The organism is Ectobacillus sp. JY-23 (assembly GCF_023022965.1).
Classification (GTDB): domain Bacteria; phylum Bacillota; class Bacilli; order Bacillales; family Bacillaceae_G; genus Ectobacillus.
This window is the reverse complement of record NZ_CP095462.1, coordinates 3,253,457-3,266,903: the sequence shown is the minus strand read 5'-3', so window position 1 is coordinate 3,266,903 and position 13,447 is coordinate 3,253,457. Positions and strand designations below refer to the sequence as shown.

The 13,447-nt window shown below is 38.6% G+C and carries 13 protein-coding genes and 1 pseudogene; 1 reads left to right on the top strand and 13 read right to left on the bottom strand.

The genetic code is table 11. From position 1 onward, the window contains the following. The first annotated feature begins 9 nt into the window (after positions 1-9). Positions 10-1,326 carry an arsenic transporter gene (locus tag MUG87_RS16520; protein ID WP_247083582.1) on the top strand — a complete coding sequence of 439 codons (1,317 nt, stop codon included), beginning with the start codon at positions 10-12 and terminating at the stop codon, positions 1,324-1,326. Between the two features lie 81 nt (positions 1,327-1,407). Here the strand turns inward: MUG87_RS16520 and MUG87_RS16515 are convergent, their stop codons facing one another. The 13 genes and pseudogenes from MUG87_RS16515 to MUG87_RS16460 form a co-directional block, all read right to left on the bottom strand. Then, positions 1,408-2,370 carry a DUF4822 domain-containing protein gene (locus MUG87_RS16515; protein ID WP_247083579.1) on the bottom strand — a complete coding sequence of 321 codons (963 nt, stop codon included), beginning with the start codon at positions 2,368-2,370 and terminating at the stop codon, positions 1,408-1,410. 24 nt (positions 2,371-2,394) lie between these two features. Further along, entirely contained in the window at positions 2,395-3,018 is a 624-nt protein-coding gene (locus MUG87_RS16510) for an ankyrin repeat domain-containing protein (protein ID WP_247087744.1), read from the bottom strand. 319 nt (positions 3,019-3,337) lie between these two features. Continuing rightward, positions 3,338-3,772 (bottom strand): GNAT family N-acetyltransferase, encoded by a 435-nt coding sequence (locus tag MUG87_RS16505; RefSeq protein WP_247083577.1) that lies wholly within the window; start codon positions 3,770-3,772, stop codon positions 3,338-3,340. 23 nt (positions 3,773-3,795) lie between these two features. Beyond that, positions 3,796-4,647, bottom strand: a complete 852-nt coding sequence (locus MUG87_RS16500) for a DegV family protein (protein WP_247083575.1) — start codon at positions 4,645-4,647, stop codon at positions 3,796-3,798. Positions 4,648-4,904: 257 nt separating this feature from the next. After that, positions 4,905-5,975, bottom strand: coding sequence for a DUF871 domain-containing protein (locus tag MUG87_RS16495; protein ID WP_247083574.1), 1,071 nt, complete (start codon positions 5,973-5,975; stop codon positions 4,905-4,907). A gap of 170 nt (positions 5,976-6,145) precedes the next feature. Further along, positions 6,146-7,513: a PTS transporter subunit EIIC gene (locus MUG87_RS16490; protein ID WP_247083572.1), complete on the bottom strand. Its 1,368-nt coding sequence runs from the start codon at positions 7,511-7,513 to the stop codon at positions 6,146-6,148. 19 nt (positions 7,514-7,532) lie between these two features. Next, positions 7,533-8,417, bottom strand: coding sequence for an N-acetylmuramic acid 6-phosphate etherase (gene murQ / locus MUG87_RS16485; RefSeq protein WP_247083570.1), 885 nt, complete (start codon positions 8,415-8,417; stop codon positions 7,533-7,535). Between the two features lie 147 nt (positions 8,418-8,564). Beyond that, entirely contained in the window at positions 8,565-9,422 is an 858-nt protein-coding gene (locus MUG87_RS16480; protein ID WP_247083568.1) for a MurR/RpiR family transcriptional regulator, read from the bottom strand. Positions 9,423-9,759: 337 nt separating this feature from the next. After that, positions 9,760-10,461 carry a TerC family protein gene (locus tag MUG87_RS16475; RefSeq protein WP_247083565.1) on the bottom strand — a complete coding sequence of 234 codons (702 nt, stop codon included), beginning with the start codon at positions 10,459-10,461 and terminating at the stop codon, positions 9,760-9,762. 90 nt (positions 10,462-10,551) lie between these two features. Next, the gene (locus tag MUG87_RS16470) at positions 10,552-11,154 is read right to left on the bottom strand and encodes a DedA family protein (protein ID WP_247083563.1); all 603 of its coding nucleotides are present in this window, start codon (positions 11,152-11,154) and stop codon (positions 10,552-10,554) included. Between the two features lie 13 nt (positions 11,155-11,167). Then, on the bottom strand, positions 11,168-11,440 hold the full coding sequence (locus MUG87_RS16465) for a YkvA family protein (protein WP_247083561.1): 273 nt from the start codon (positions 11,438-11,440) through the stop codon (positions 11,168-11,170). A 304-nt stretch (positions 11,441-11,744) separates the two neighbouring features. Continuing rightward, on the bottom strand, positions 11,745-12,206 hold the full coding sequence (locus MUG87_RS19735; RefSeq protein WP_368042577.1) for a hypothetical protein: 462 nt from the start codon (positions 12,204-12,206) through the stop codon (positions 11,745-11,747). Then, positions 12,198-13,277 (bottom strand): annotated as a pseudogene (locus MUG87_RS16460) (glycosyl hydrolase); the annotation flags it as partial. The gene MUG87_RS19735 and the pseudogene MUG87_RS16460, both read right to left, overlap by 9 nt. Positions 13,278-13,447: the final 170 nt, after the last annotated feature.

Sequence of the window (13,447 nt, the reverse complement as noted above, 5' to 3'; positions counted from 1 at the left end):
TTTTCAGTTATGAAGATTATCTTTTTACATCAAGGAGGACTTACAGTGGCTGTTGTTGCTGTTCTTATTTTTCTTTTTACACTTGTACTGGTTATTTGGCAGCCGCGTGGACTTTCTATCGGCTGGCCGGCTTGCGGTGGTGCAATAGCTGCACTTCTCTGCGGCATTGTAAGCGTACAGGATGTATTCGCTGTTACCAGCATTGTTTGGAATGCTACACTGACCTTTGTTGCGTTGATTGTCATCTCTTTAATTCTTGACGAAATTGGCTTTTTTGAATGGTGTGCACTTCACATGGCTCATCTTGCGAAAGGGCATGGAGTACGCTTGTTCATTTTTATTACACTTCTTGGCGCACTCGTTTCCGCTCTATTCGCTAATGACGGTGCAGCGCTAATTTTGACACCAATTGTTTTAGCGATGGTTCGTGCACTCAAGCTGGATTATCGCATGGTTTTACCCTTTGTAATGGCAAGCGGCTTTATTGCTGATACAACGTCTTTACCTTTTATTATCAGCAATCTGGTGAACATTGTTTCTGCTGATTATTTTGGCATCCCCTTTACAGCATACACCTCTGTCATGCTTCTGCCAAACCTATTTGCTTTAGCAGGGAGCTTGCTGGTATTGTATTTGTTTTATCGCAAAGACATCCCCAAAGCGTATAATGCCTTGATTGTCAAAAAGCCGGCAGATGCTATTAAAGACCGCTGGTTGTTTCGATGGTCCTGGATCATACTGATTGTCTTATTAACAGGTTATGTCATCAGTGAGCTCCTTCACATGCCTGTATCCTTGATTGCCGGTATTGTGGCTATTTGTTTCTTACTGTTATCTCGTAAACGCTTGAATACAGGACAAATTATGTGGAATGCCCCATGGACCATTGTCTTTTTCTCTATCGGCATGTATGTAGTTGTTTACGGACTGCGCAATGTAGGTCTTACTGGTCTGCTCGCAGATATGATTGGACATGCAACGCAGTACGGTTTGCTTGTATCCATCACATCTATGGGATTTTTAGCTGCTATACTTTCCTCCGTAATGAATAATTTGCCGACTGTTATGATTAATGCTTTGGCGATTGCTGATGTAAACACAACAGAAACCATACGAGAAGGATTAATTTACGCAAATGTCATCGGTTCGGACCTTGGACCAAAAATCACACCAATCGGCTCTCTAGCCACCTTGCTGTGGTTACATGTTCTAGCACAAAAAGATATTCGTATCACATGGGGCTACTATTTTAAAGTTGGTTTTGCTCTAACGGTACCAGTTTTATTTGTGACATTGATTGGTCTATATGTAAGGCTCCTAATCTAATTTGCTTCTTTACTGACAAAAGCAGAGGGGTTGTTCCAGAGTGACGGACAACCCTTCTGCTTTACATAAAGTCCTGCTTACTTATTGTGTAAATCTTAGTTTAAACTCACCATTATAAGGCACATGTTCAACCGTAATGATGATATCCTTACCATCTTTATCTTTACCATTTCTTTTATATGTGAATTGGTTTTCATTCAACTCAGTAAGCTCAAGCACCGCGCCATATTTATTAGTACCTTGTGAAACATGGGCTCTGATTTTATTGCCGTGCAACACATCGTAGTAACCGTAATCACCGCGGCTTTCACCTGTTTTAGCATCAAAGAATTCGTATTTATTTGTTTTATAATCGTATTTTGCAAGTCCTAGATAATTGGTATTGTAGCTAGATACATCATTTCCATTTTCGTCTAATGCTACAGTACCTTTCCAAAGCGTGTTGGATAAGATTTCATCTCCGTCCATGTCTGTCACAATATCCCCTGTAGAAGTGTTCAAAGTTTTATCTGCGTCGGTAAAGGCAAGCTCTGTTTCTTTATACGGAACATGCTCAACAAACACTTCAACATCATTGCCCTTAGCGTCTTTACCCATGCGTTTATACGTAAAGAGGTCTTTATTTAATTCCGTTAGTTCCACAACCGCTTGATACTTCATTGATTCTGAAATTAATACTCTGACCTTCCCATCGTTACTGATAAAGAAAGTTCCTTTATCACCACGGCTTTGTTTTGTTTCTTTATCAAAAAATTCATATCTGCCTGTTTCTTCCTCATATTTTGCCAAACCAATGAAATTTGCATTTTCTTTTGTTAAATCGTTTTTGTTTTTATCGTAAACCTTTGTACCTTGCCAGTTTGTGCTGCCAAGAATTTTGGCCATTTCTTGTCCCTTGCTTAACTTTTGTTGCTTTTTCTCTTGTCCTACAGCTTGCTCCTGTTTCTTTTCACTTTTATTGGCTTGCACATTCGCACTGCAGCCTGTTGCCACTAATGTAAAGCCCAGTAATAATGCCGACAATTTCTTTGCTTGTTTTTTCATCTGTATAATCTCCTCTTGGTTATTTTATCTTGCTCCTGCTTGCAATAAAATACGTTCAATTTCTTTAAAACCTTTTCCGCGCGCATGCTGCAACGGAGTGACATTATGTTTATCTGCTATATTTACATCTGCTCCGTGCTCTATGAGCAACTGTATCGTTTGTTGCTGATTTGTACCTCCATCATTCAAAATAATTGCCTCTAGTAGAGCAGTCCAGCCTAGATGATTAATATGATTGACATCTATATCCGTGTAGGTCAATAGCTCCCGAACTACCTCTACGTATCCATGCTCTGCAGCCGGAATTAAGGCTGTTCCTCCATATCTGTTTGTAATGCGTGGGTTGGCTCCGGCCATAATTGTCAGCTTCAGAATATCAATATATCCTTCTGCTCCTGCATACAAAAAGGGATTGTTTTGCATATCATCCTGTATATTGACGTCTGCTCCTGCATCAATTAGAAGCTTTGCAGTTGCAACATCATTGTTGTACGTGGCAATCATAATAGCAGTTTGGCCTTTATAGTCCCGTGCATTAATATTGACACCTTCTTTAAGTAGTTCTTTCACTACCTTTTTTTCTCCAGCTTTCACTGCTTCAATCAAGCGTTCATCAGTAGCTACTGCCGTGTTAGCTTCATACTTCATTTGCCCACCTTCCCTATTGCACCCTATTACTACAGCTGATATAAGCAATGAAAACACCAAAATTTTCATATTTGTGCTTCCTTCTCCTTCCTTTTCATCTCTCAACTCCTCTTCTCACTGCTTGTACTACTTTGATATGTGAAGCTTGTTATCTCAACCTAAACTTATAGTAAATTGTAAGTTTAAACTCCTTCTAAATAAATTCTTAAAAAAAGATAAACTTATAAAAAAACTTTTTTAATGTTTTACTTGTGTATAAATAAGTCATATACCCATAAGAGAAATGAAAGATGCCCTCCGGATTTACCGAGGGCATCTTTCATAAATCTTTTACCATTGTATAATAGCTACTGCCTGGCGGATAATCTTTGATTTCTCCTACTACTTTGAAACCTTTTGATTCGTAGAAAGAACGGGCTTGAAACTCGAACGTGGTCAGTAATATTTTTTCAGCCCCTTTTTCAGCGGAAATCTTTTCAAACTGAGCAAGTAAAGCAGTCCCCAACCCCTGACCACGGTATTCTTCTGTAAACCAAAACTTATTAATTTCAGCCCAATTCCAGTAGACCTCTCCAGTAATTCCACCAACCCATTCTTCATTCTCATTGGAAATAATAATATGAATTGGTTGTTTGGCACCTTCTTTACGTGCTTCACGATGATAAATAGAATGCTGATTATTAAATTCTCTAATTCTAGCGGTTAAAAAAGTTGTAAATTTCTCATGCTCCTCTAGTACTATATCTATCTTCATATACTTTCCTCGCTTTTAGCTTATCATCCTTCTAATGCTGTGTTATACCACATTGCTGCGATTGTTCCTTCTCCCGCATGTACACTTAACACGGATGTGAGCGGTACAATTTCTACATGCAGATCAGGCTTTACGCGCAGTAACTCCTCTTTCCACGTAATCGCATCTTCCGGACGATTACCATGAATAATTGCCACTTTACGTACATCATGCGCTGTTATAGCAGTTTTACATTGCTCCATAACCAGCTTCACAGCTTTTTTCTCCGAGCGAACCTTTTCATATACTTGTATGAGTCCCTCTTTAATTTGCAGAATGGGCTTGATGTTTAAAAGTGTTCCAAGTACAAATTGCGCATTTGTAAGCCGTCCACCACGATGAAGCTGCTGTAGGTTGCCAATTAAAATATAATTTTCAAGTGTTGGAATAATGGCATGTAGCCTTGCAATAATTTCCTCTATGCTTTTTCCTTGTTGCTGTAAATGTAGGCCTTCTTCTAATAAAAATGTAATACCCATTGTTAATACTTTACTGTCAATTACATGGTAAGTAATGCCCGTCATATCCGCGGCCTGCACGCTTGATGATAAAGTGCCACTTAATTTATCTGACACATGCAGTAAAATTACTTCTTCATATCGCGTCTTCAAATCTTCAAATAATGCTGCAAAAACACCAACAGGAGGCTGTGACGTTGTCGCCGTTTTGCCGCTTCGCATTTGTTCATAAATCTCTTCTTGTGTGATGGTAATACCATCCTCATATATTTCTTCTCCAAAAATAACACTAAGGGGTACAACATAAACATCCGGATGCTCTTTTAAGACTTGTGTCATATATGTTGTGCTGTCTGTAACCCATGCAATTTTACCCATTTATAAACCCTCCTATTAAAACCAGGTTCTAATATCTATGTATATGTTACTACAAAGTATATAGTATGAGAATTACTTTTTAGAAAAGCGTAATTCTATTATGATAACAAAGTCTTGTTAAGCAAAGTTAGGAGAACTTTTATATGAAGGCTCTGTTCAATTTCATTATTGATTTTCACACAGGAGTTTTAGCTAATTCGCAACAGTAGGCTTTAACACAACCAATAAGAAAAAACGCCTGCTTTAGGCGTTTTTTCTTATTTTAATTCTGTTTTAACTTGTAACAAAAAGCGCTGACCGGCTCCAATATATGATAAAAGAGGAATATCTTCTCGACAAATGCGTCCAATAACATTTACTTTTTCATCCGCACATAAATCAGTTATTGTAATTTGCAGCTCCCCACTGTATCGTCCGTACCGCTCGTTATCTATAGTGATGCTGCCGATAGAGCGTTCAATCGTTTGCTGCGGCATAACACTTACCCCTTGCATAGCATAAGAACGTGATTCAACAGAACGAATAACATCACGAGCTGGATCTAACCGGTTGGTATGAATCCCTTCTACTCGTTTTAAATCTTCTGCTGTTCCATGAATTGATTCACATCTTAGCGGAATCACACCATACTCAGCTTGAGCCAATTCCCCCATACTAGTATCACTTGCACAAATATCCCCAATCAACACTTTATCTGTTCCATACCGCTTCAAGGATAAATATGCTTCTAGTGTACGCATATAACGATGTTCTTCTACCGTTGGCAATCCTTGAAAAATGGGACCGCGTGGTTCTTCTCCTGGGATAAAAGCCATCGTAGTAATGCCAAACGAGTGAAACCAGCGATTTTTTTCTTCAACGTAACGTTTATCTAAGCCGGTCTCCGGTCTTGGATAAAAATTATGCCATGCTTCTACATTCGCTACATGCAAATCAAAGTGAAGCAATTCCTGTAAAAAACCTTCTGTCACAGTACTGGCATTAAGCGCGATTTTCATACTGTGTGAAAGCTGTGCAACTTCCTTCGCCTCTAGCCCGTAATCAACACGCAAACCTGCTACGCCCCAATTCTTTAGCTCTGTAACAGTTTGATAATCCAACCCCAAGTAAGAAAGAGATTTTGGCGAAACATCTGCCATTAATTCCATATCATGCTGTAATGCTTGCTTACCGAGATGCATTAGTAGTTCCTTGTACGTACTAGGGTCGTCTTCCGGGATATGAAGCGATGTAAAGATATGCTGAAATCCATATGACTTTGCTTTTGCAATCCACTGTTCGTTTTTCTCTTTATTTTCATTTGATAGATAAACTGAAATTCCAAGCATCGTATACGCACCTTCCTTACCAATGTATAAAACAAAGGCTCTGTTAAAGTTCGTTGTTTCTTTCTATTATGAATGTTCACTTTTCCTGAACAGTCAGGGAAAGTGAATACCGAGCCCCCTATATAAAACCTATAAGAAAAGGAGAAAGGGACGCCCTCTCTCCTTTTATATTAAAGATTGTCCGCCATTTCGTCCTTGAATCCAAACAAATACGTAAAGATAAAACCGAACGTATAAGCAATTACAATACCAATGATATAAAATACATATTTATTATCCGCGATTAGTGGCACTAACGATAGCCCAGATACACCGATTCCTAAAGATGCTGTTTTCATAACTGCTTGAAACGCACCGCCACAAGCAGCACCCAGACAAGCTGTAATGAATGGTCTTCCAAGAGGAAGTGTTACCCCGTACAACAAAGGTTCACCAATCCCTAAAAATCCAACTGGTAGTGCACCTTTAATGATATTGCGCAGCTTTTTGTTCTTTGTTTTTGCGAAAATGGCAATGGCTGCACCAACTTGCCCCGCACCTGCCATCGCAAGAATTGGCAGAATTGGCGTTACTTGAATTTTATTGATAAACTCCATATGAATCGGTGTTAAACCATGATGTAAACCGACCATAACAAGCGGCAAGAATGTACCAGCCAGAACAGCACCAGCAAATGCGCCTCCAATATCAAGAACTACTTTGATACCTTCTGTGATTCCATCAGACAAAATACCAGCTGCAGGTTGAATTGCTAAAATTGTCAGCAAGCCTACAATTAGAACTGTAATTAATGATGTAAAGATAATATCAACAGCACTTGGTATCACTTTACGAACTTGTTTCTCAATGACTGTCATTAACCAAGCAGCGAAAATGACTGCAAATAATCCGCCCCTCCCTGGTACGAGTGGCTCACCAAAAAGAGTTACTGTCGCAAGGGCAGGGTTAATAACAAGAATACCCGCAACAGCACCTAGCACCTGTGTACCACCAAACTCTTTTGCAGTATTAATACCAACCAAAATTCCTAGGTATGCAAAGATCCCTCCACCAATTAAAAGAAGAATTTGTAGCCAAGTTGCATTCGGATCTGCACCAGCGTTTTTGGCGAAGTTTGCGATACCATTAATAATACCGGATGCTACAAGACCTGGAATTAGCGGGATAAAGATATTACCGAGTTTTCGCAGTAAATTTTTAAATGGTGTATTATTTTTTTTCTTCAGCTCTGCTTTCTTATCTGCAACAGCGTCTTCAGTTGAAGTGTCTTGTGCTACTTCTCCAATTCCAAGACCTGTCATTTGCGATAGCTCTGCTGCAACCTTGTTGACAGTTCCCGGACCTACAACGACTTGAAGTGTATCATCTTCAATGACCCCCATAACACCGTCGACTTTTTTTAACGCAACAAGATCTGCTTTCACATCATCTTTAAGTGTCATGCGCAATCGTGTCATACAATGGGCTACACTACGAATATTGCTTATTCCACCAAGCTGCGCCGCAATATCCTGTGCCATTTTTTGTTCTTTCTTCATAGTTCTCCCTCTTTTCTATCTAAAAGGTTTTTCGAACGAAACCGTCTGCATCTTTTAACTTTAAGAGCGCTTCTTCATACGTACATTGTAATAAAATCATAACAATTGCCGCTTTAACATTACGTTCTGCTTGCTCGTAATGCGTCTGTGCAGTTTCATAGTCTGCTCCTGTTGCTTCCATAATAATTCGCTTCGAACGCTCAACAAGCTTAATGTTTGTCGACTGGACATCAACCATCAAGTTTTTGTACACCTTCCCAATTCCAATCATAGATGCAGTTGAAATCATATTCAAAACAAGCTTTTGCGCTGTACCAGCCTTTAAGCGAGTAGATCCTGTTAGGATTTCAGCCCCTGTTTCAACCTCAATATTTACATCTGCATACTTGCTGATTTCAGCGTTCTTGTTACACGCAATACTTCCTGTGCTTGCACCAACAGATTTGGCATATTCTAACCCGCCGATAACATAAGGTGTGCGTCCACTCGCCGCAATTCCAATTACTGTATCGTTTTCATTTAAAGAAATTGCTTTTAGGTCTTCTACAGCAAATTCTTTGCTATCTTCAGCACCCTCAACAGCAACAGTAAATGCTTCTAGACCACCAGCAATAAGGCCTTGCACCATTTCCTTATCCGTACCGAATGTTGGCGGACATTCTACTGCATCCAAAATTCCTAAACGTCCGCTTGTACCAGCGCCGATATAAATAAGTCGGCCACCCTTTTTAAAGGAAGCGATTACATTTTCTATAATTTTGGCAATATGACCTATTTCATTCGCAACCGATACAGGTACTGTTTGATCCTCAGCATTCATTGTATTTAAAATTTCGAGTGTTGTCATTTGATCTAAATGCGCAGTCTTTTCGTTTCTGCGCTCAGTGGATAAATGTTCTAACATAAGCTCACCTCTTCAATGAAATTTTATTTCATGAATAGATTGTACTATAATGAAATTTAATGTCAATGCTTTTCTGAAAAAATAATGCGCTTTCATAAATAGTTCATCTAATGTTCACAAACAAAAAAGATGGGATAGCCCATCTTTTTATCTACGCAATCGCACGACCTCTTCTCTTGTCTCCACAAATTTATCCAGCACATTTTTGCCAATACGATGAAACATTGCCAGGTATAGCGTATCGATAATATTAAGTTGCGTCATGCGGGAAGCAATACTCCCAATGCGATGATCTTGTTCAACATCAGGTGTGCACAATTTAATATCCGCTTCTTTATATAACGGAGAAGATGGATCTAGTTTAGTAATAGCAAGAACCGTTGCGCCTCTTTTCTTTGCAAATCTGGTCACTTCTAGTATATCTTTTGTTCTACCCGAAGTAGAAATCACAACTAATACATCACCCGGATTTAAGTTGGCAGCTAATGGTAGCATAGTGTGAAAATCTAAGGAAGTTAAAGAGGTATAACCCAGCTTGGTGAATTTATAGGACGCATCTATTGCTGAAACGGATGAACCGCCGACTGCATAAAACAATAACTTTTCTGCTTGTAACATGGCAGATACAGCTTTATCCAACTCTTTTTTATCCACTGTCGTTAAAGTTGCTTCAACGGCTGCTTTATTGACATAGGTTACCTTATTAAATAACTCAAATGGCTCGTCCTTTGTTTCTGTGATCGAAAAGTCGTTAATATTGAATTCAGCTACCGTTAAATCTCGAACCAATGCCAACTTAAAGGACTTAAAACTTCCAATACCAATGGTTTTACAAAAACGAACTACACTAGCTTCACTCGATCCCGTATTTGCTGAGATGTCTTTTGTTGTTAAGTTTGGTACAATTTCTGCATTTTCCAATATGTAAACGGCTATCTTTTTTTCAGCTGGTGAAAAACGATCCATATAATTTTCAATCTTAGATAGAATTGTTAAATGTTTCAAATTAATCCTCCTTATATATCCTCTCCTTGCATTGTACTACATAATGTATTACATACAAATCTGTTTTATATGAGAAACGAACAAAAACTATATAAGTACAAGTATAAAATGATGTTCTTTTTCGGCAGGAGAGCAAAACGAACGATGCTTGGGTGTAGACATTGTTTAACAAGCTCCTGTGCCAGCCAAGACTGTATATACCTAATAATACCTTTACTTTCCTTGCGGTTTATATGCTTGTGAAAGCCCCTTAAACTTTACTGTTAAAAAAGACACAGCTTACAGATAGTGTAGTTTCAACTTGATACGTATAAGAAAAAGCCGCAAACGCGGCTTTTTAACTAGAATGTTGTTTCTGAATTGGTTGTTCTTCATGATGAGCTGCTTGTTTTTTCTTTTTCATTGTTCCCAGAATCACTACTGCAGCAACAATGATAATTTCAAATCCATATTTTACAACCGGATTTGCAAAGTATGGTGCTACAAATGGCTCTTTTACAATCATTTTAGTAGCTGTCCATGCCAGCACAGCAGCACCAAACGTAATGATAATTGGGTATCGATCAACGAATTTCAAGATAATCGTACTACCCCATACAACAATTGGGATAGAGATAAGCAAGCCAAGTACGACTAACAAGAAGCTACCGTGTGCAGCACCAGCAACCGCTAGTACGTTATCGAGACCCATTAAAGCATCCGCAATAATGATGGTGCGAATGGCAGCCCACATGCTACCACCAGATTGTACATTGTGTTCCTTTTCATCGACAAGCAATTTATACGCAATCCAAACAAGTAAGATACCACCGACAAGCAATAAGCCTGGAATTTTCAATAACCATACGACTGCTAACGTAGCAACTGCCCGGATTACAATTGCACCGACAGTACCCCAAATAATTACTTTCTTTTGTTGGTCTTTTGGTAGGTTTCTTGCCGCAAGACCGATTACAATGGCATTATCTCCCGCTAAAACTAAATCAATGATAATAATGGACAGCAATGCTGTAAAAAACTCTGCAGAAAACAGCTCCATGTGTAATCCCCCCTTGTACATAATTTTTGCGAATCGGCTTTAGATTATCGCCGTTCTTTTTTTCCAAATGTTATATCTAAAAGGAATATGTTAAAATTCCTGAGCTTTTTTTGCCTTAATATACCGACGTACTGACATAATAAGTACGATACCGATAATAATAATACCAACTGGTAATAAGTACTCTTTTGCTACTTCCCCTGCCATTTTCCAATGTTCCCCAAGCTTCATACCTAAATAAATATACAATGCTGTAACAGGCAACATAGCTAAAAATGTATAAATGGAAAACTGCCATATATTCATTTTAGCAACACCGCAAGGAATCGATATCAATGTACGAATACCTGGTACGAATCGACCCAAGAACGCGACCGCCGGGCCATGCTTTTCAAAGAAGGCTTCTGCTTTTTCCATTTCTTTTTCTTTAATGAAAAAGTACTTGCCGTATTTTTTTATGAGTGGACGACCACCATAATAACCAAGTGCGTACAGCGTAAGTGGCCCGGTAGTTCCACCAATCGTACCGGCAATAATAGCGCCAATAAAGTTCATATCACCTTGATAGACCCAATAACCCACAAGTGGCAACACAAGCTCAGCTGGCACAAATTCAAATGTCAATGCAAGGACTACACCCGCATAGGAAAACTGTTTTAAAAATTCAATAAAAGACAATATTAATTGTTCCACTACCTCACCTCAATTACATATCGTATCTCTCACGCATCGACGGTGGCGCCATCTTAACAATATATTGCAGCACAAACATAAACACCGTCACATCGTCGAGAATGCCGAAAAACACAAGAAAATCAGGAATTAAATCCAGTGGCAACACCATATACAAACCAAGCAACCCGACAGAAATTAGCTTTTTTGACGTTGGAACTTCCTTGGATACAAAAAAATCCTTTAAAAACGGAATAAATTTGCGAATGTTGAAAATAAAGCGAAACCTTTTCCATAGCTTTCTCATTATCGTTCCCCCTGACAAACAAGAAAATAACAAAAAGGACCTGGCAACGGGCACAGGTCCTAAAATATACAGACCTTTACCGCCTTATCAGATGGTAAAGGTCTCGCTAACAACTCGAAGGTCGCCAACAAAGCCGAGAGATGACGCATCTCTGAAATGACGACTTTGCTGTTAAAGCTACTCCCCTTTAAGGGTATTCAATTCATATGTTACTATCATAATGAGTTTTGATGCTAACGTCAATCATTTTGTGTAATCTAAATTTTCTTACTTATTGTGAAAATCTCTGGATGAATATCTTCGTTTAATTACTTGTAATATAATCAACAAACACTGCTGAATCAGCACTTCCTTGAAAAGTATAAAATTCAATTCCTATTTCCCTAATATCATGAATATTTGTAACTCCATTCAAATTTAAAGCAAGTGTAGTTGGTGTTATTGCGTTTATCCCTACACTGCCACCATCATACCAAGTCCAAGTTGAACCTGTTTTGATATAGAGCTTTGCCGTCATGCCATTTCCAACATTCCCCCATGAAGCATGCTTAACCCTAGCTCTAAGAGTTGTTTTTGCTGATAAATTTAATCCCGTAGTGTTCTTCAGGGCATAAGAAGATACATTAGTTAATATTACGTCTGCTTTAAGAGATTTGCTTCCGTTTACAGACCAATCAGATACTGCCCAAGGTCCCCCTGATATATTTGCACCAGTCCAACCCTGCACACTCGTTTCAAAATCGAATAAAGTTGGGGCATCTGTAATTGAAGAAAGACTGCTTCCATTCCATATTTCATTTTGATTTGTCGTCCACAAATCATTATACAAATTACCTATACCTTGATTGTTCAATGGGCTCCATGCATCATTCCAAGCAAGAAAGTAGATGGACTCTTGATACTTAGATTTAATAGCATTTATAAAATCTGTATAATTGAAGCCCACTCCTGTTGTTTGCGGTCCAACTTCTGCAAAAGCAAATGGCTTACCCAATGTAAGCATTTCATTGTAACCATTAATTAGATTAGGGTTATCTACATAAGCATCTAAACCTACTATATCCACGTAGCGATCGCCTGGATAGTAAGCTGTCTTATAGTTACGATTGGCATCAGCTGAATAAACCCACAATAGGTTATCTAACTTTCTTACATTTGTGAAGTAATTGTACATATCACGATATAAATTGATGTAGTTATTGAACCTGCTATTATCATTACTATCATATGAAGATGCTCCCCACCAGAACCATTCCCCATTCATTTCATGAAGAGGTCGGAACAAAACAGTCACGCCGCTGTTTTCTAAATCTTGTAGCCCATCTGCTACTTTGGACAATAGCGCATTCCAGCGTTGGCCAGAAGCAGTTGAATCATTGATAATGTCTGCATATTGGGCGTTCGTAATAGCTGTTTTGAGTCCCCCACCATTTGTATTTACTGGGTTCGGTAGATGTAAACTAATTTGAATCATCCCTCCATTGTTCCAGTATGCCTTTAAATCTGCATTACAGCTGTAATCAATTAAATCCGTTATATTTGTCGCTGTATCCCATCCTCTAGCGTAATCACAGGCATACATTCCGGGAAGGACATTAGTTGCGTTCTTTATGTTATTTGCTTCAGACATTGAAAATGTTACATTGCTATAACCACCAAATGCACCGGAAAGAATACGGTTGTTTGATCGATTTGGTAAATGGCTTAACCAATTGTATATATCTTTTGTAGTTTGCGTTGAATTAGAATTCACCGGTGAAACAGTATGAGCAGATACGGAAGGTATAATAGAAAACAGCAGGATAACCACTAATATGCTAAAGATTGATTTGTTCATGAGCTTTCTCCCTCTAATCAAATTTTAAAGCATTTTACTACCTTCTTTCACATCTAAAGATGCTTTAACATACATCATGTTTAGCTATTTACATATCTGAAAAAGAGAGATTCAAACGTCGAACCTCTCTCTTTTAGCATCCTGTGCTCATAGTTGCTTATTTTAATGAA